Here is an 18461-nt window from a genome sequence, read left to right on the forward strand (position 1 = left end):
CGCAAACTCGAGGGGCGGGGCATGCGCGAGCGACCCTCTTGTCGGGCGAGACTAGATCCGGCCGCCGAACCCGACGATGCCCGTGACCGCGCGCGAGAAGCCCTGGAAGGCCCGGCTGATATAGGAGCCGCGATCCTCACGAGGCTGCAGGCCGCCGCTTTCGAGCAGGACATAAGCGTCCTTGTACCACGGGCTGTCGGGGAAGTTATGCCCGAGAACGGCTGCCGCCGTCTGCGCCTCGTTGGTGATGCCCAGCGCCATATACGCTTCCGTCAGGCGCATCAGCGCCTCCTCGACGTGGCGGGTGGTCTGGTACTTGGTGATGACATCGCGGAAGCGGTTCACCGCGCCGGTGTAGTTGCGCTTCTCGAGATAGAAGCGGCCGACATTCATCTCCTTGCCGGCGAGCTGGTCACGCGCCACCAGAAGCTTCTCCTTGGCGTCGAGCACATATTCCGACTTCGGATACTTCTGGATCAGCTGCTCGAAGGCGGCGATAGCGAGCTGGGTGCGCTCCTGGTCGCGCGTCGCGTCCGGGATCTGGTTGAAATAGGACATCGCCATCAGATACTGCGCATACGCGGCATCCGGGCTCGCCGGGTTCTGTGCGATGAAGCGCTTGGAGGCGGTGATCGTCTCCTCCCACTTCGAAGCCTGGTAATTGGTATAGGCGGCGAGGATCAGCCCGCGGCGCGCATAAGGCGAGAACGGCGTGGTCTTGTCGATCTCGTCGAACTTCTTGGCGGCGCCTTCGCTGTCGCCGTTCTGCAGGCGCGCGAGCCCTTCATTGTAGAGCCTGTCGGCGGGAACGACCTCCTTGACCTCGGGCTTGTAGACCTCGGGCCGGTCGAAGGGGTTGAGCGACGAGACGGTGTCGCAGCCGCCGAGCAACAGGGCGGCGCCAAGGGCCAGGGCAGCGCCCCTCCCCACCGACTTGTTCGATTCGGCGCGCTTGGATGTCGGGGTGTTCAGCCGCTTGACGCTCACGTCGTCCGTCCTCTTGTCATCGTCCCCGCTCGGTGGGGATGCATGCCTTACCTCAGACGCCGAAGCCGCGCCACTGCCGAAAGCGCAAGCCCACGGCAACAGCGTCGTCTATTCGACAGAAAACCGGCAACAGGAAGGCGCTGGGGCGGAAAAAGCGGCGCTTGGCCTTCAGTGCACATCCGGCGCGAAAGCGGCCGGCGCGGCCGCGGCCATCTGCACGGCGCGGCGCGGCGCATAGACCGGCTCGGCCTCGACGATCGCGTAATTGGCGCGGTCGGCGAAAAGCGCCTCGAGAATGCGCACATTCATGCGGTGGCCGCCGCAATAGGAGCGGAACTCGCCGATGATCGGATAGCCGGCGAGCGCCAGATCGCCGATCGCGTCGAGAACCTTATGGCGGACGAACTCGTCGCCATAGCGCAGGCCTTCAGGGTTGATCACCTTGTCGTCGCCGACGGCGACGGTGTTGTCGAGCGAAGCGCCGAGCGCGAAACCAGCCTTCCAGAGCTGCTCGACATCGCGCATGAAACCGAAGGTCCGGGCGCGCGAAATTTCCTGGGCATAGGCCGAAGCCTCGAGATCGAAGACCTTGCGCTGGCGGCCGATCACCGTCGTGTCGAAATCGATCTCGACATCGAGGCGGAAGCCGTTCGCCGCAGGCAGCAGTTCCGCGAAGGCGCGGCCATGCTCGACGCGCACCGGCTGCAGCACCTTGAGATAACGCCGCGCGGCAGAGAGGCCGACGATGCCGGTGGCCTCGATCGCCGTCACGAATTCGGCGGCGCTGCCGTCCATGATCGGCATTTCCGGCCCGTCGATCTCGACGAGGACATTGTCCAGGCCCAGACCGGCGCAGGCCGACATCAGATGCTCGATGGTCGCGACCGAAGCCGAGGCGCCGTCGCCGATCACCGTGCAGAGTTCGGTCGCGCTGACCTTGGTGTGCTTGGCGTGGATGAGCTGCGCGGGAGCATCTTCGAGGCCCGCGCGGAGAAACACGATGCCGGAATTGGCGCTGGAAGGCTTCAGGCAGATCGTTGCGGGGGCTCCGGAATGGACACCGATACCGGTCAGCGTCACAGGGGCCCGCAGGGTGGTCTGCCGATCGAAGCTCATTCGGGTATCCAATCCTGATCGCGAACGACGCCGTTTCATCGGCTTGTGACCGGGCGACGAGGGGTCGTTGGCGATGTGTCTGAAGGCTGGAGCAGGACGTTGCCCTGTTCCGGTATCCCATGGTGCGGCTGCAACATAAGCTTTTGGAGCAGGGTCACAAAATCACGCTTTCTTTCGCTCTGTTACAGCGCAGCGAACCGGAGCCTCAGCAGGTATCGATTTGAATTCCTTAGGCTTTTTGGCAGAGCAAAACCCCGGCGCGCACAGCGCGCCGGGGTGGTGTTTACAAGCCGTGAAGTCTGGCCTCCGGCTCAGGTCGCCTGCCGGCGCAGGAAGGCGGGGATCTCGAGATGATCCTCCTCGCTGCTGCGATTCGGCGCGGCGCGGCCATGCGGGTCGAGCTGACCCTGCGGCGGGCGGGCGACCGGAGCCGCCGGGCGGCGCATATACTCGGCATGGGCCGCGCTCGGCGCCTGCGGGATCGCGGGAGCGGGCGGGGCCTGGCGCACCGGCATCGGCTGCGGCTCGGCCGCCTCGTCGTCCCGGCGGCCGAAGCCCACGGAAGCGAGGCGCTGCATCAGCGACATGCGCTTCTGGTCGGCCATGTTCGGCGCCGGCGGAGCCGTCTGCGCGATCCGGTTGGCGGCGATCTGGTTTTGCGCAGGCATCGGCAGATCCTCGACCCGCGGCATGCGCGTCGGGCGGACCACGGAGCGCTCCGGCATCGGCGGGATGAAGCTCTCCTCCAGCATCGGGGCGGGCTCGGGCGGCAGCATCGGCGCGGGGGCTGCGCTCATCACCGGACGCGGCTGGGCCGGCTCGATGCGGATGTCTTCCGAGAGGCTGGCGCGCGGCTGGGTGTCGATAGAGATCGGCATCCGCATCTCCAGCGGCGGCTCGACCGGGGCCGGCGCAGGCGCAGCCTGGCGGGCGGGCGGCGCGGTGCGCAGGCGCGCCTCGGCCTTCAGCCGCTCGGCAACCTGGGCGATGCGGGCCTCGGTCTCGTCCATCTCGGCCTGCGAGGTCACCGGCTTGTCGATGCCCGTCGCCACGACCGAGACGCGCACGATGCCCTCGAGCGCCTCGTCGAAGGTCGCGCCGACGATGATGTTGGCCTCGGAGTCGACCTCCTCGCGGATGCGGGTGGCGGCCTCGTCGACCTCATAGAGCTTCATGTCGCGCCCGCCGGTGATCGAGATCAGCAGGCCGCGCGCGCCCTTCATCGAGACGTCGTCGAGCAGCGGGTTGTTGATCGCCGCCTGGGCCGCGTTCAGCGCACGCTTGTCGCCCTGCGCCTCGCCGGTGCCCATCATCGCCTTGCCCATGCCGCGCATCACGGCGCGCACGTCGGCGAAGTCGAGGTTGATCAGGCCCGGACGGACCATCAGGTCGGTGATGCAGGCGACGCCCGAATACAGAACCTGGTCGGCCATGCCGAAGGCGTCGGCGAAGCCGGTGGTCTCGTTGGCGACGCGGAAGAGGTTCTGGTTGGGGATGACGATCAGGGTATCGACCGCCTCGTTGAGCTCGCCGATGCCGGCTTCCGCCATACGCATGCGGCGGTGACCCTCGAACTGGAACGGCTTGGTGACGACGCCGACCGTCAGGATGCCCATGTCGCGGGCGACGCGGGCGATGGCGGGAGCCGCGCCCGTGCCGGTGCCGCCACCCATGCCGGCGGTGATGAAGACCATGTGCGCGCCAGCGAGGTGATCGCGGATCTCGTCGATCACCTCCTCGGCGGCCGCGCGGCCGACCTCGGGCTGCGAGCCGGCACCGAGACCCTCGGTCACCTGCAGGCCCATCTGGATGATCCGCGAGGCGCGCGAGAGCGCCAGCGCCTGGGCATCCGTATTGGCGACCACGAAATCGACACCATCGAGACCGGCCTCGATCATGTTGTTGACGGCATTGCCGCCGGCACCACCGACGCCGAACACCGTGATCCGGGGCTTGAGTTCCCGGATGTCCGGGGCTTGCAGATTCATCGCCATGGTTGCCTCTTTTGATCCTTTGTCCGGCGCCTGGCGGGAGCCGTCCCGATTGCTACATTCGACGCCGTGGCCCGCCGCGAAGCGAAAAGCCGGTACTCACTCGTTTTTCGATCAGGATGCGGACAAACGGGTGCCCGCTGCTCCGCGCCCTGATCAGAAACTCTCCTTCAGCCACCGGCCGACGCGGGAGAAATACCCGTCCGTCCCGGTGGCGAAATACGCCTGCCCCGCGCGGGGCTCGAAATGCTCGACATGGGCCACCTGCGGATAGACCAGCAGGCCGACCGCCGCCGCGAAGGCCGGGCCCTTGCCGGCCTCCGGCAAACCCTTGATGCCCAGCGGCCGCCCCGTGCGGACCTGGCCGCCGAGGATGCGACGCGCCACTTCGGGCAGGCCGGTGAGCTGGCAGGCGCCGCCCGTCAGCACGACGCGGCGCCCGGCCTGGGCCGAGAATCCGGCCTGGGTCAGGCGGTCGCGCACCAGTTCGAGGATTTCCTCGACGCGCGGCTTGATGATCCGCACCAGCTGCGACTTCGGCAGATGGTTGGGCGTGTCGCGCTCGTCGTCGTCGACCTGCGGCACCGAGATCATGTCGCGCTCGTCGGACGCGCTGGCGATGCAGGAGCCGTGCAGCGTCTTGAGACGCTCGGCCGCCGAAACCCGGGTCGAGAGCCCGCGCGCCACGTCCATGGTGATGTGGTTGCCGCCGACCGCGATCGCATCGGCATGCATCAGGTGCCCGCCGGAGAACACGCCGAGGCTCGTCGTGCCGCCGCCGAGATCGACGACCACGACGCCCATTTCGGCCTCGTCGTCGACCAGCACGGACAGGCCCGAGGCATAAGGCGTCGCGACCACCGCCTCGACCTCGAGATGGCAGCGCTCGACCGCCAGCATGACATTGCGCGCGGCCGAGGCCTCGCTGGCGACGACATGCATGTCGACCGAGAGCTTGCCGCCGATCAGGCCGCGCGGATCGAGCACGCCCGGGACGCCGTCGAGCGCATAGCCCGTCGGCAGGGCATGAAGCACGGCCTTGCCGGGCCGCAGCGCATGGGTCGCGGCATGGGCGAGCACGCGCTTGACGTCGCCGTCGCCCACAGAGCCGGCGCGCAGATCGACGCTGGCCGCGTAATGCTGCGAGGCGAGGCGCCCGCCGGTCAGGTTGACGATGACCGACTGGACCTCGACCTTGGCCATGCGCTCGGCTGCGTCGACCGCGGCGCGGATCGCCTTCTCGGCGCTTTCGAGATCGATGATCGCGCCGCCCTTGAGGCCGAGCGAGCGCTGATGGCCGATGCCGATGATGCGCGCGACATGGGTGCGGCCGCGCAGCCGTTCATTCGCCTCGGCCGGGTTCAACTCGGCGATCAGGCAGACGACCTTGCTGGTGCCGATGTCCAGAATCGACAGCGTCGCGCTCTTGCGCGACGAGAGCGGACGCATTCGCGGTGTCAGTCCCTGGGAGGTGAGGTGGTTCATGCCTCGCCTCCCTTCTTCTTGGTCTTGCTCTTGAGCTGCTCGGCGCGGGCGGCGGCGCCCTCCTCCGTCAGCCGCATGACGACCCGGTCGGGCTGGCGCAGATCGATCGCCATCACGTCCTTGTCGAAGATCCGGAAATCGGCCTGCAGCGAGGCCAGCCGTTTGACGGCCGCCGCGGGCTCGACTTCGGGAAGGCGCACATCCATGCCGTTGTCGAGCTTCAGGTTCCAGCGCCGACCCGAGACGAGCGTCGCCGCGCGAATATGGGGGGCGATTGCGCCAGCCTGACCCCGCAGCGCCACATATTCGCGCGCACGGCTGTTGGCCTCGGGCCCGACGACGAGTGGCAGATGGGCGAAGCGGCCATCATCCATCTTGTCGATCACGGTGCCATCGGCAGCGATGACGAAGAGCTCGCCCTTGACCTGCCAGAGCGCGAAGGGCTCGCGCTCGACCAGGGTGATCGCGACTTCGCCGGGATAGAGCTTGCGGACCGCCGCCTCGCGAATCAGCGGCGCGGACTCCAACCGCTTGCGGGCCTGGTCGGCATCGAAGAAGGCGAGCGAGGTCTTCGAATCGATTCCCGCCGCGACCAGGACCTCGACCTCGGACAGCTCGGCGATGCCCGAAATCGTGACACGGTCGATGCCGAAGCCGACCAGGCTCGCCAGCATGTGGTGCGGCTCGCCATAGGTTTCGCGCAGGGTGTCGAGATGTCCGCCGAGAACCGTGCCGGTTCCCAGGCTGAGGCTGATGAAGCCGAGCGCCAGCCAGGTGCCCAGCCGCCGCGGCAGACGCTGCGCCAGCGGCACGGCCACCGCGCTGCGGCGCGAGCGGCGCAGCCAGCGACCGCTCCGCTCACCGACGAGCAGTTGCGGCCCGGGAGCCGGGACCGGCAAACGCGAGGCGGCCGGAGCCGCTGCCGTCTTCACCGATCGAGGGAGGCGTCCTGCACCGTCCATCTGACGCGTTCACCGAAGTTGAGGCCCGTTTGGGCAGCCAGTTCGGGCATCACGCGGGGTCTCGGTCGTTCCGGGTCGCCCGCTGGCTTCCGGGCGAACGAACCTTTCGGTGTCGTCGTCGCGAAGGCCCTCAATGGCTGGCGTCCCGGCACCCGATTGCTTGATGCGCCGTTAACGCCACTCTTCGATCTGCTGGTAAATTTTTGGTAAAGTTTGAGCGATGACGATGTGGATCGCGCGCGCTTTCTTGCCGGCCACCGGCTTGCCGAGCACGCCCAAGGCAGTTCGCAGCGGAGACCGCGGATCAGCGTCCACGGGCATTCTGCGAGGACGGCACCCGCCACCCGAGCCGTGCCGTTCAGGCCGCCACGCCGATGCGCTTGATCTCCCAGTGCAGATCGATGCCGGATTGCTCCTTGACCCGCCGGCGGACCTCCTCGCCCAGCGCCTCGACATCGGCCGCGGTCGCGCCGCCCGTGTTGATCAGGAAGTTGCAGTGCATCTCGGACACCTGGGCTCCGCCGACGCGCAGCCCTCGGCAGCCGGCCGCGTCGACGAGCTGCCAGGCCTTGGCGCCGGGCGGGTTCTTGAAGGTCGAGCCGCCGGTGCGCTCCCTGATCGGCTGCGCCGCCTCGCGCGCCGCCGTGACCCGGTCCATCTCGGCCTGGATCTGCGCCTGATCGCCCGGTCTCCCTTGAAACAGCGCCGAGGTGAAGATGATGTCCTGCGTGTCGGCCCCGCTGCTGCGGTAGGCAAACCCCATCTGCGCGTGGCTCAGCGTGACAATCGCGCCCGCCAGCGTCACCCCACGCGCCTCGATGAGGACGTCGGTGGTCTCGCCGCCATGGGCGCCGGCGTTCATTCGCAGCGCCCCGCCGATGCAGCCGGGGATCCCCCGATAGAAGGCGAGCCCGTCGAGGCTGGCATCAGCCGCCGCACGCGCGACCTTGACGTCCGGCACAGCCGCGCCGGCCCGCAGCCGATCGCCCGTCTCGATCGCGATCTCGCCGAAAGCCTTGCCGCCGAGCCGGATCACCAGCCCGGGAATGCCGCCGTCGCGCACGATCAGGTTCGAGCCCAGACCGACCACGGTGATCGGGACATCGGCCGGCAGATGAGCCAGCAGATAGGCCAGATCGGCTTCATCGGCGGGGGTGAACAGCGCCTGAGCCGGCCCACCAACCCGAAACCAGGTCAGCGGCGCCATCTCGGCATTGGACAGCAGGCGGCCACGCAGTTCGGGCGCGGCGGCGCGGATGGCGGGAGCGATGTCGGGGAAGGTCATGGTCGGCGCTATAACCGATGTCCCCCGAGGGGAGAAGAGATCAGGCCCCGAGCGCCGCCAGTTCCCCCGGCAAGGCGTAGGCCCATTGCGTGATGTTGCCGGCGCCGAGGAAGACGACATAGTCGCCCGGCCCCGCGACCTCGGCCACCATCGAGGCGAGGCTGGAGGGCCCCTCCAGCGGCAGCGCATGGCGGTGTCCGCGCGCCTTGATGCCCGACACCAGCGAATCGCGGTCGGCACCGGCGATCGGCGCCTCGCCCGCGGCATAGGTGTCGGCGACGATCACCGTGTCGGCGTCGTTGAAGCAGGCGGCGAAATCGTCGAACAGGCTGGCGAGCCGCGTGTAGCGATGCGGCTGCACGATCGCGATCACCTTGCCCTTGGTCGAGGCCCGCGCCGCCTTGAGCACGGCGGCGATCTCGACCGGGTGATGGCCGTAATCGTCGAAGATCAGCGCGCCGTTCCACTCGCCGGTCTTGGTGAAGCGGCGCTTGACGCCGCCGAAGCCGGCGAGGGCCGCACGGATGCTGTCGACGGGAATGCCGAGATCATAGGCGACCGCGATGGCGGCGGTGGCGTTGAGCGCGTTGTGATGGCCAGGCATCGGCATGATCAGGTCGCGCACGACTTCGTCGCGGCCGCGCTTGCGGTCGCGGATCAAGAGCGTGAACTTGGCCTGGCCGCCGGACAGGTCGATGTCGATCAGCCGGAAATCGGCCTGCGGGTTCTCGCCATAGGTGACGACGCGGCGATCCTCGATCTGCCCCACGAGGCTCTGCACGGTGGGATGGTCGATGCACATCACCGCGAAGCCATAGAAGGGCAGGTTCTCGATGAAGGTCCGGAACGCGGTCTTGATCGCGTCGAAGGTGCCGAAATGGTCGAGATGCTCGGGGTCGATATTGGTGACGATGGCGACGTCGGCGGGCAGCTTCAGGAAGGTGCCGTCCGATTCGTCGGCCTCGACCACCATCCAGTCGCTCTCGCCCATGCGGGCATTGGTGCCGTAGGCATTGATGATGCCGCCGTTGATCACGGTCGGATCGAGCCCGCCCTTCTCCAGCAGCGTCGCCACCAGCGAGGTCGTCGTGGTCTTGCCATGCGTGCCGGCGATCGCGATGCAGCTCTTCAGCCGCATCAGCTCGGCCAGCATCTCGGCGCGGCGCACCACCGGCAGGCGCTTCTCGCGGCCAGCGATCAATTCGGGATTGTCGCGCTTGATCGCGGTCGAGACCACGACCACCTCGGCCTCGCCGAGATTCTCGGCCTTGTGGCCGACGAAGGTCTTGATGCCCTTCTCGGCCAGGCGCTTGACGTTGGCGCCGTCGGAGGCGTCCGAGCCCTGAACCTGGTAGCCGAGATTGTGCAGAACCTCGGCGATGCCGGACATGCCGATGCCGCCGATGCCGACGAAATGGATGGAGCCGAGCTTCGGCGGCAGCTTCATGATGGAGCGATCCTTGATGAGCCTAGAGCGTATTCGGGCGAAGGGAGGGTCGGTTCGCGCGAAGCCAACGCGTGACGAGGACAGGGGCTAGAAACCGGCGACCTCGATGACGAGGCGGGCGAGTCGGTCGGCGGCGTCGGCGATTCCGGCGCTCTTGGCGCTCTCGGCCATGACCGTCAAGTGCGCCGGCTGAGCCAGCAGCGTGGAGAGCTCGCTCGCCAGCCGCCGCGGCGTGAAATCCGGCTGGAGGATGCGGACGGCCCCGCCGCACTTTTCGAGGAAGGCGGCGTTGGCCGCCTGGTCCTGGTCGAGCGCACCCGGCAGCGGCACCAGGATGGACGGCCGCCCGATCACGGTCAGTTCGGCCACGGTCGAGGCGCCGGAACGGCCGACGATCAGATGCGCCGTCGCCATGCGGGCGGGCAGGTCCTTGAAGAAGGGCGCGATCTCGGCCCTGACGCCGAGGCTCTCATACATCCCGCTGACCCGGCCGTCGTCTTCCTGGCGGGCCTGCTGGGTGATGAACAGGCGGCCCCGCTCGGCCGGCGTCAGAAGCTGGATCGCCGGCGGCAGGATGTCGGCCATGATCCGCGCGCCCTGGCTGCCGCCGAAGACGACCAGGTTGAAGGTGCCCTCGCCCGGCCAGGGATAGGGCGAGGCCGCCGCCACGACCGCCGGTCGCACGGGGTTGCCGACATGCCGGCATTTCGCACGCGCCTTCGGGGAAAGACCGCCGACCTCGGCAAAACCGGTCCCGATCGCATCGACCCAGCCCGAGAGAAAATGGTTGGCGCGGCCGACGACGGCGTTCTGCTCGTGGATCATCGTCTTGACGCCGCCCAGCGCGGCGCCGAGCACCGGCGGGACCGTCGGATAACCGCCGAACCCGACGACGAGCCCGGGCTTCAGGTCCTTGACGATCCGGCGCGCCGCCAGGACGCCCTTGCCGACCTCGAAGGCGACACGGATCTTGCCCGACAGCGGCAGGCCCGAGGGCGTCGCCGAGGGCACGGGAATGACGGCGTCGGCCGGGAAGTCGCCCGCGAACTCCGCCCCGCGCGGGTCCGTCATCAGCACCACCCGGATGCGCTGCGCCCGCAGCGCGTGGCTCAGTGCTTCGGCGGGAAAGAGATGGCCCCCCGTTCCCCCGGCTGCGAGAATGACGAGCTTGGACTTCGGCATGGCGTCAAGTCCTGTACTGGCCGAAATCGACGGCCCTTGGCCGCTTGCGCGTCAGGGCGAGCAGGAAGCCCGTCCCGATCGCCAGCGAAATCAGCGAGGAGCCGCCAGAGGAGATGAAGGGCAGCGTCATGCCCTTGGCCGGCATCATGTGCAGGTTCACCATCATGTTGATCGCCGCCTGGATGCCGAAGAGCAGGGCGAGCCCCGTGACCGCGAGGCGGATGAACGGGTCTTCCGCCTTCTGCGCGACCGACAGCGCGCGCAGCACGATCAGCGCAAACAGCATGACCAGCAGGATGCAGACGACGATGCCGAATTCTTCCGCCGTCACCGCGAAGATGAAGTCGGTATGCGCGTCGGGCAGGATGCGCTTGACCGTGCCCTCGCCCGGCCCTTTGCCGAGCCAGCCGCCCTGGGCGAAGCTCTCCAGCGCCGTGTCGATCTGGAAGGTGTCGCCCGAGCCCTTGTCCATGAAGCGCTCGATGCGGGCGCGCACATGCGGCACCAGCTCATAGGCGATTAGGATGCCGACCGCGCCGGCTCCACCCAGCCCGAGCACCCAGAACCAGTGCAGCCCGGCAACGAAGAACAGACCGGCCCAGACCAGCGTCACCAGCATGGTCTGACCGAAATCGGGCTGCAGCACGAGCGGCGCGATCGTCGCCGGCAGCAGCAGGAAGGCAATCCAGGTGCCCGGGAGATCGGGCCGGCGCGTGCCTTCCGCGAAGGCCCAGGCGGCCAGCACCACGAAAGCGGGCTTGAGGAATTCGGCGGGCTGCACCGAGCCGATCGGCCCCAGCGTCAGCCAGCGCCGCGCGCCCTTGACCTCGACGCCGAGATAAAGCGTCGCCACCACCATCGCGAGCGAGACCACGAAGATCAGCAGGGCGAGCCGCCGCACCTGGCGGGGGGTCAGGAAGGAGACGACGATGAAGACCGCCAGGGCCATGGCGAGATAGACCGCCTGGCGGTTGACGAAATGGAAGGTCGACAGGCCCAGCCGCTCCGCCACAGGCGGCCCTCCCGCCATCAGCAGCACGACGCCGGAGACCATCAGCGCCACGAGGGCGCTGAGGATCACCCGGTCGATCGACCACCACCAGCGACCGCTGAGAGAGGGTTCGGCGCGCGAAACCATGACGCGAGGCTCCAGAACAGGCAGCGGCGCGTCGATTGCGCGCTTGCTTTCCGAATCACTCTGTCAATGAAGGGTTAACGGAATGATTCCGGATGGAGCGGTTGCTACTGCAGATCGCCGAAGGCCTGCTTCAGGCGCGCCACGGCGTCCGCCACGACCGAGCGCGGCGTCGCGAGGTTGAAGCGCAGGAAGCTGCCGCCTCCGCTGCCGAAACTCGGACCGTGATTGGCCGCAATCCTCGCCTGCTTCTCGACGCGGGCGGTGAATTCGCCGGTCTCCATGCCGGTCGCGGCGAAATCGATCCAGGCGAGGTACGTCGCCTCGAGCGCCATCGGGCAAACGCCGGGGATCGTCGCCAGCCCCTCCTCGAAGAGGCGCCGGTTGCCGTCGAGATAGACCACAAGCTCATCGACCCAGGCCGCCCCCTCCGGGCTGTAGGCGGCGGTGGCCATGACCATGCCGAAGGAGTTCGGCGAGACGCCCTGGGCATTCAGACTGGCCTGGAAGCGGCCCCGCAACGCCTTGTCGGGAATGATGACGTTGCCGACATGGCAGCCGGCGAGATTGAAGGTCTTGGTGGTGGCGGTCATCATGACCAGCCGATCCTGGATATCGGGCGCCGCCAGCGGCATGACCGTGTGCTTGTGGCCAGGCATCACCAGATCGTGGTGGATCTCGTCCGAGACGAGGATCAGGTCGTGGCGGACGCAGAACGCCGCAATCGCCCGCAATTCATCGCCCGTCCAGACGCGGCCACCCGGATTATGCGGCGAGCACAGGATCAGCATCCGCTCGCCGCCGGTCATCATCGCGTCCCAGCCGGCGATGTCGAGGACATAGCGGCCCTCCTCGATCGCGAGCGGGCATTCGACCACCTTCCGGCCGGCCGCCGCGATGACGCGGGCGAAGGCGTGATAGACCGGCGTCATCAGGACGACGCCGTCGCCCGGCTTGGTATAGGCGTCGACGCAGAGCGCGGTGCCGTTGACCAGCCCGTTGGCGGTGAAGATCGAGGCCGATTCGACCTCCCAGCCATGGCGGGTCTTCATCCACCAGCGAATGGCATCGTGATTGGCGCGGTTGTCGCCGAAATAGCCGTAGAGGCCATGGGCCGCCATGCCTTCGAGCGCCGTCTGCACGCAGGCCGGCGGCCGGAAATCCATGTCGGCCACCCACATCGCGATGCCGTTGGCAGCGGGCACGCCATAGAGGGGCTCCATCATGTCCCACTTCGACGAATGGGTGCCGCGGCGGTCGATGATCTCGTCGAAGTTCGGGGCGGTGGTCATCGTCAGTCCTCGCTCGATCGGCATCCGGACCAGCCGGCTCGCCCTTCAGCCTTGTCGCGTTTCGCGGCCGCCGGCCAGTTCAGCGGCGTATGGCGACCATACCCCGAGCGCCTGCCTGCCATCGATTGTGGGACCTACCCCGCCCCGAACGCTGCAAATCCCGGCAACGCCGTGACCAGCGCCCGGAAGGCCTCGCCCCGCACCTCGAAATTCGGGAACTGGTCGAAGGAGGCGCAGGCCGGCGAGAGCAGGACGGCGATCTCGCCTGTGCCGCTGGCCGCGAGCGCGTCCTGTGTCGCCTGCGCCACCGCGCGGTCGAGCGTCCCGCTCCGGTCGTAAGCCACGCGGCCATCCGCGTCGAAGGTCGCGGCGAAGGCGTCCGACGCCGCGCCGATCAGATAGGCCCTGGCGATGTTGGGGAAGTAGCGTCGCAGGGACTCGATGCCGCCCTCCTTCGCCTTGCCGCCGAGGATCCAGAAGATGTCGCGAAACGAGGTCAGCGCCTTCTCGGTCGAATCGGCGTTGGTCGCCTTGGAGTCGTTGATGAAGACGACCCGGCCGATGCGGCCGATTTCTTCCATGCGATGTGCCAGCCCCGGATAGCTCCGGAACCCCGCCGCGATCTCCGCCGCCGTCAGGCCCAACGCGAAACAGGCGGCGAACGCTGCCGCCGCATTCTGCGCATTGTGCGAGCCGCGCAGCGAGCCGATGCCCGCCAGGTTGGCGACGATGCGCGGCTTGCCGTCGAGCACCTGGACGATGCGAGTTTCCAGCGTCCCGGCATTGGCGGTCACGCCGGCGAAGACGCCGGCATCGAGCGGCTGTTCCCCACTGATCTTCACCAGCGCCCGCCCGGTGGCCGCACGGCGCCGCGCCATCTGCTTGGACGCCTCGTCATCGACCCCGATCACGGCGACGTCGGCGTTGGCGACGAGCCGCTCCTTGATCGCGCCGTAGGCCTCGAAGGTCCCGTGGCGATCGAGATGATCCGGCGTCAGGTTCATCTGGATGCCGACGCTCGGCGCCAGCGAGGGCGCGAGATCGATCTGGTAGCTCGAACATTCGATGACGTGGATGCGCTCGGCGGCAGGCGCCTCCAGCGCCAGCACGGCGGTGCCGATATTGCCGCCCATCTTCACGTCGCGGCCTGCGGAGCGCAGCACATGCGCGATCAGCGCCGTCGTCGTCGATTTGCCGTTGGTTCCGGTGATGCAGACGACCGGAGCGGCCGGCGCGATCGCCGCGCGCTGCCGGAAAAACAGCTCGATATCGCCAATGATCTCGACGCCCGCGGCCCGGGCCTTCTCGACCGTCCAGTGCGGCGTCGGATGGGTCAGCGGCACGCCGGGCGCCAGGATCAGGCTGTGGAAAGTGGTCCAGTCGGCGACGGCCAGATCGACAATGGCTATGCCGGCCGCCGCAGCCTTGTCGCGGCTGGCCGGGTTGTCGTCGAAGGCAGCGACCTGCGCCCCACCGGCGATCAGCGCCCGAGCCGTGGCGAGCCCCGAACCGCCGAGCCCGAACAGCGCGACGCGCTTGCCTTCGAAGCAGGTGACGGGTGTCATGATCAGCGCAGCTTCAGGGTCGAGAGGCCGATCAGCGCCAGCACCACGGAGATGATCCAGAACCGGATCACCACCTGCGGCTCGGTCCAGCCCAGCTTCTCGAAATGGTGGTGGATCGGCGCCATCAGGAACACCCGCCTGCCCGTGCGCTTGTAGACGAAGACCTGGATGATCACCGAGAGCGCCTCGATGACGAAGAGACCGCCGACGATGGCCAGCACGATCTCGTGCTTGGTCGCGACCGCCACGACGCCGAGCAGGCCGCCCAGGCCCAGCGAGCCGGTGTCGCCCATGAAGATCTGGGCGGGCGGCGCGTTGAACCACAGAAAGCCGATGCCGGCACCGATCAGGGCGCCGCAGACCACGGCGAGTTCGCCGGCGCCCGGGACATGGTGGATCTGGAGGTAGTTCGCGAAGATCGCGTTGCCGGTCAGATAGGAGATGAAACCGAAGGTCGCCGCCGCGATCATCACCGGCACGATTGCGAGCCCGTCGAGCCCATCGGTGAGGTTCACCGCATTGCCGGCGCCGACGACGACGAACGCCGTCACCAGCGGGAAGAAGATGCCGAGCGGGATCACCAGTTCCTTGAGGAACGGCATGGCGAAGCCCGACGCGATCCCCGGCGGGCCCAGCTGCATCACCACCCAGCAGGCGATGAGCGCGATCACCATCTCCAGCCCGAGCCGCGCCTTGCCCGAAAAGCCCTTGTGGGACTGCTTCGTCACCTTGAGGAAATCGTCATAGAAGCCGATCGCGCCATAGCTGACCGTGACGCCGAGCACGACCCAGACATAAGGGTTGCGCAGATTGCCCCAGAGCAATGTCGCGACCAGCAACCCGCCGAGGATCATCAGCCCGCCCATCGTCGGCGTGCCGCGTTTGGCGAGGTGCGATTCAGGACCGTCCGTGCGGATCGGCTGGCCCTTGCCCTGCTTGATCCGCAGCCAGGAGATCGCGGCGGGGCCGAAGAAGAAGACCACGAGCAGCGCCGTCGCGGTGGCCCCGCCCGCCCGGAAGGTGATGTACCGGAAGACGTTCAGGATCGGGAACGTGCCGGAGAAATCCGCAAGCCAGACGAGCATCGGTTTGTGTGTCTCTTGTTCTAGTCGTCGGTCGATGCGGCGGGAAACCGCGCGGCGAGCGCCTTGACGATCGGCCCCATGCGCGAACCCAGGGACCCCTTGACCATGACGACGTCACCGGCGCGGATCGCGTCCAGCACGAGAGGCTCGAGCCCGCTCGCCTGCGCGGCATAAGCCCCCCGCAGGGTGGAAGGCAAGCCGTCATAGAGCCCGCGCATCAGCGGGCCGCAGGCAAACACGACATCGACGCCGTTGCCGAGGATCGCCTCGGCCAACCCCTTGTGCAGTTGCGGGCCCGTCGGGCCCAGTTCCAGCATGTCGCCGAGCACCGCGATCCGCCGGCCCCGGCCCGCAACCGGGATACGCCCGAGATTCTCGATCGCCGCCCGCATCGAGGCGGGATTGCCGTTGTAGCTTTCGTCGATCACGGTGAAGGGGCCGCCCGGCCCCTCGAGCCTCTGCTGCGCCCCGCGCCCGACGGGCGGCCGCAATTCCCCCAGCGCCAAAGCCGCCAGAGCGAGATCCGCGCCAAGCGCCTTGACCGCAGCGAGAACCGCCAGCGAGTTCAACACGATATGCTTGCCCGGGCTGCCGAGCCGATAGGTCACCGGCTGCCCCATCACCACGGCGTCGACCGTCGAGACATCGGATCGCAGCGCGCAGGAGATCAGCCGGACATCGGCGTCGAGGCTTTCGCCGAAGCGGATCACCCGTCCGGCCGGCCCCGACTTCGCGATCTGTTCGAGCAGATCGGCCTGCGGGATATCGGCGTTGACGATGGCCGTCCCGCCGGGTTCGAGCTCCCAGAAGACGCCGGCCTTCTCCTCGGCGATGCCTTCGAGCGACTCGAAGGCGGCCAGATGCACCGGCTGGATCGTCGTGATCAGCGCGACCTGCGGGCGCACCAGCCGCGCCAGCGGCAGGATCTCGCCGGGATGGTTCATCCCGATCTCATAGACGGCGTAATCCACGTCGCGGGGAGTCCGACATAGCGTCAGCGGCACGCCCCAATGATTGTTGTAGGAGGCCACGGGCGCATGCGTCTTGCCCTGGCGCGACAGCACCAGCCGAAGCGCATCCTTGGTGCCGGTCTTGCCGACGGAGCCGGTGACGGCGACGACGCCGCCCTTCAGCTGCGCGCGGCGGGCGCTGCCGGCCCGCTCCATCGCTGCGAGCACGTCGGGAACGATGGCGAGCGCGCCCTGGCCGGCGAACTGCGCGGCATGCGCCTCGTCGACGACGGCGAGCGCCGCTCCCTTGGCCAGCGCGGCCGCAACGAAATCATGCCCGTTGCGGGCTTCGCCGGTGATCGCGAAGAAGGCATCGCCCGGCTCCAGCGTCCGGGTGTCGATCGAGATCCCCGTGATCGCCGCGGGCACCGGACCGTCGGCGCGCGCGGCAAGCGCCGCCACCAGTTCGTCTCCGCTCCAGAGAGGGGCGCTCATCCTGCGATCTCCGCGATAGCCGTCCGCACCACGTCCTGGTCGGAGAAGGGATAGGTCCGGTCGCCGATGATCTGGCCGGTTTCATGGCCTTTTCCGGCCACGACCAGAACATCGCCCGGCATCAGCATGGCGACGGCGGCCCGGATCGCCTCCGCCCGGTCGCCGATTTCGGTGAGCTTCGGCGAGGCCGCCATCACCTGGGCCCGGATCCCGGCAGGGTCCTCGCTGCGCGGATTGTCGTCCGTGACGATGGCGATGTCGGCTTTCTCCGCCGCGATCGCCCCCATCACCGGCCGCTTGCCCGTGTCGCGGTCGCCGCCGCAGCCGAAAACGCAGATAAGACGCCCCGTGGCGTAGCCCCGCAAGGTCGACAGCACGGCGGCCAGCGCATCGGGCTTATGGGCGTAATCGACGACGACAAGCCCGCCATTCGCCTCGCCGACGCGCTCCAGACGTCCGGCAACCCCGGTGAGCCCGCCGATCGCCTGCAGCGCCGCTTCGGTGTCGTCACCGGTCGCTATCGCGAGCGCGGCCGCCACCAGCGCATTGCCCGCCATGAAATCTCCGACGAGCGGCAGGGTCACGATCACCTCCCGCCCCTCGACTGCGAGCGTCAGCCTCTGCGAGAAGCCCTCGCGCGCGCTTTCGATCAGCCGGATCGTTTCGCCCTGGCGGCCGATGCCGATCAGCCGGTGCCCGATGGCGGCAGCCGCCTGCGCGGCCTCCGCCGCATAGGGTTCGTCGCGGTTGATCACCACCGGCGCACCCTTGGGCAAGAGCGCCCAGAGCCGCAGCTTGGCCGCGAGATAATCCGCGATGGTCGGATGATAGTCGAGATGATCGCGCCCGAGATTGAGGAAGGCGGCCGCCTTCAGCCGCACCCCGTCGAGGCGGCGCTGGTCGAGGCCGTGCGACGAGGCCTCCATGGCGAGGTGCGTGATCCCCTCGCCGGCCAGCCTGTCGAGAGAGGCGTGCAGCGAGAGCGGGTCGGGCGTGGTCAGCGAACCGTAGTCGGCGCCCTTCGCCGTGACGACGCCGATCGTTCCAACGCTCGCCGCCTGATGTCCGAGCGCCTGATAGATCTGCCGCGTGAAGTCGGCGACCGAGGATTTGCCGCTGGTGCCGGTGACTGCGACGATCGTCTCCGGCTGGCGCGGATGCACGACGGCCGCCGCCAGCGACAGCGCCAGCCGGGGGTCGTCGACCTGCGCGAAGGCAACCGAGCCGTCCAGTTCGGCCGGCCGCGGCTGGCCCGAGACCACAGCGACCGCGCCCTTGGCGACGGCATCGGCAATGAAGCGGGCGCCGTCAGCCCTGGCGCCGGCCAGCGCGACGAAGACCGCACCCGGCGCAACCTTGCGGCTGTCGAAAGCGACGCCGGAGACGAGGCGCGACGCTTCGGGCTCGAAAGCTCCCGGAAACAGGCGGCCGAGGCTGAAAGCTTCTGTCATGTTCGCTCGCTACCGTGCCGGGGGAGTGTCGGC

At 68.3% G+C, this 18461-nt stretch carries 14 protein-coding genes; all 14 read right to left on the bottom strand.

Annotated elements, in window-relative coordinates:
* Positions 1-51: 51 nt before the first annotated feature.
* Positions 52-987, bottom strand: coding sequence for an outer membrane protein assembly factor BamD (locus Q8S38_RS20535; RefSeq protein WP_371125929.1), 936 nt, complete (start codon positions 985-987; stop codon positions 52-54).
* A 168-nt stretch (positions 988-1155) separates the two neighbouring features.
* Positions 1156-2103, bottom strand: a complete 948-nt coding sequence (gene lpxC, locus Q8S38_RS20540) for a UDP-3-O-acyl-N-acetylglucosamine deacetylase (protein WP_305682198.1) — start codon at positions 2101-2103, stop codon at positions 1156-1158.
* A 311-nt stretch (positions 2104-2414) separates the two neighbouring features.
* Positions 2415-4097 carry a cell division protein FtsZ gene (gene ftsZ / locus Q8S38_RS20545; protein ID WP_305682199.1) on the bottom strand — a complete coding sequence of 561 codons (1683 nt, stop codon included), beginning with the start codon at positions 4095-4097 and terminating at the stop codon, positions 2415-2417.
* Positions 4098-4250: 153 nt separating this feature from the next.
* A complete protein-coding gene (gene ftsA / locus Q8S38_RS20550; protein ID WP_305682200.1) occupies positions 4251-5579 on the bottom strand; it encodes a cell division protein FtsA in 1329 nt (442 codons plus the stop codon).
* Complete coding sequence (locus Q8S38_RS20555; protein WP_305682201.1) at positions 5576-6511, bottom strand: cell division protein FtsQ/DivIB; 936 nt, start codon at positions 6509-6511, stop codon at positions 5576-5578. Before Q8S38_RS20555 ends, ftsA begins: the two co-directional genes overlap by 4 nt.
* Before the next feature lie 388 nt (positions 6512-6899).
* Positions 6900-7826, bottom strand: a complete 927-nt coding sequence (gene murB, locus Q8S38_RS20560) for a UDP-N-acetylmuramate dehydrogenase (RefSeq protein ID WP_305682202.1) — start codon at positions 7824-7826, stop codon at positions 6900-6902.
* Between the two features lie 40 nt (positions 7827-7866).
* Complete coding sequence (murC, locus tag Q8S38_RS20565) at positions 7867-9273, bottom strand: UDP-N-acetylmuramate--L-alanine ligase (RefSeq protein WP_305682203.1); 1407 nt, start codon at positions 9271-9273, stop codon at positions 7867-7869.
* Between the two features lie 87 nt (positions 9274-9360).
* The gene (gene murG, locus Q8S38_RS20570) at positions 9361-10455 is read right to left on the bottom strand and encodes an undecaprenyldiphospho-muramoylpentapeptide beta-N-acetylglucosaminyltransferase (RefSeq protein ID WP_305682204.1); all 1095 of its coding nucleotides are present in this window, start codon (positions 10453-10455) and stop codon (positions 9361-9363) included.
* 4 nt (positions 10456-10459) lie between these two features.
* Positions 10460-11593, bottom strand: a complete 1134-nt coding sequence (locus Q8S38_RS20575) for an FtsW/RodA/SpoVE family cell cycle protein (RefSeq protein ID WP_305682205.1) — start codon at positions 11591-11593, stop codon at positions 10460-10462.
* A gap of 104 nt (positions 11594-11697) precedes the next feature.
* Complete coding sequence (locus Q8S38_RS20580; protein WP_305682206.1) at positions 11698-12882, bottom strand: MalY/PatB family protein; 1185 nt, start codon at positions 12880-12882, stop codon at positions 11698-11700.
* Between the two features lie 134 nt (positions 12883-13016).
* Positions 13017-14447 (bottom strand): UDP-N-acetylmuramoyl-L-alanine--D-glutamate ligase, encoded by a 1431-nt coding sequence (murD, locus tag Q8S38_RS20585; protein ID WP_305682207.1) that lies wholly within the window; start codon positions 14445-14447, stop codon positions 13017-13019.
* Positions 14448-14449: 2 nt separating this feature from the next.
* A complete protein-coding gene (gene mraY / locus Q8S38_RS20590; protein ID WP_305682208.1) occupies positions 14450-15532 on the bottom strand; it encodes a phospho-N-acetylmuramoyl-pentapeptide-transferase in 1083 nt (360 codons plus the stop codon).
* 20 nt (positions 15533-15552) lie between these two features.
* Positions 15553-16977, bottom strand: a complete 1425-nt coding sequence (locus tag Q8S38_RS20595) for a UDP-N-acetylmuramoylalanyl-D-glutamyl-2,6-diaminopimelate--D-alanyl-D-alanine ligase (protein WP_305682209.1) — start codon at positions 16975-16977, stop codon at positions 15553-15555.
* A complete protein-coding gene (locus Q8S38_RS20600; RefSeq protein ID WP_305682210.1) occupies positions 16974-18428 on the bottom strand; it encodes a UDP-N-acetylmuramoyl-L-alanyl-D-glutamate--2,6-diaminopimelate ligase in 1455 nt (484 codons plus the stop codon). Before Q8S38_RS20600 ends, Q8S38_RS20595 begins: the two co-directional genes overlap by 4 nt.
* Positions 18429-18461: the final 33 nt, after the last annotated feature.

The sequence above is a fragment of the Allobosea sp. genome (assembly GCF_030695125.1).
Taxonomy (GTDB): Bacteria; Pseudomonadota; Alphaproteobacteria; order Rhizobiales; family Beijerinckiaceae; genus Allobosea.

Excerpts from the sequence above, each read along its gene's own strand:
- lpxC (WP_305682198.1), bottom strand. The coding sequence starts at position 2,103 with ATGAGCTTCGATCGGCAGACCACCCTGCGGGCCCCTGTGACGCTGACC.
- ftsZ (WP_305682199.1), bottom strand. The coding sequence starts at position 4,097 with ATGGCGATGAATCTGCAAGCCCCGGACATCCGGGAACTCAAGCCCCGG.
- ftsA (WP_305682200.1), bottom strand. The coding sequence starts at position 5,579 with ATGAACCACCTCACCTCCCAGGGACTGACACCGCGAATGCGTCCGCTC.
- murB (WP_305682202.1), bottom strand. The coding sequence starts at position 7,826 with ATGACCTTCCCCGACATCGCTCCCGCCATCCGCGCCGCCGCGCCCGAA.
- murC (WP_305682203.1), bottom strand. The coding sequence starts at position 9,273 with ATGAAGCTGCCGCCGAAGCTCGGCTCCATCCATTTCGTCGGCATCGGC.
- murG (WP_305682204.1), bottom strand. The coding sequence starts at position 10,455 with ATGCCGAAGTCCAAGCTCGTCATTCTCGCAGCCGGGGGAACGGGGGGC.
- Q8S38_RS20575 (WP_305682205.1), bottom strand. The coding sequence starts at position 11,593 with ATGGTTTCGCGCGCCGAACCCTCTCTCAGCGGTCGCTGGTGGTGGTCG.
- Q8S38_RS20580 (WP_305682206.1), bottom strand. The coding sequence starts at position 12,882 with ATGACCACCGCCCCGAACTTCGACGAGATCATCGACCGCCGCGGCACC.
- murD (WP_305682207.1), bottom strand. The coding sequence starts at position 14,447 with ATGACACCCGTCACCTGCTTCGAAGGCAAGCGCGTCGCGCTGTTCGGG.
- mraY (WP_305682208.1), bottom strand. The coding sequence starts at position 15,532 with ATGCTCGTCTGGCTTGCGGATTTCTCCGGCACGTTCCCGATCCTGAAC.
- Q8S38_RS20595 (WP_305682209.1), bottom strand. The coding sequence starts at position 16,977 with ATGAGCGCCCCTCTCTGGAGCGGAGACGAACTGGTGGCGGCGCTTGCC.
- Q8S38_RS20600 (WP_305682210.1), bottom strand. The coding sequence starts at position 18,428 with ATGACAGAAGCTTTCAGCCTCGGCCGCCTGTTTCCGGGAGCTTTCGAG.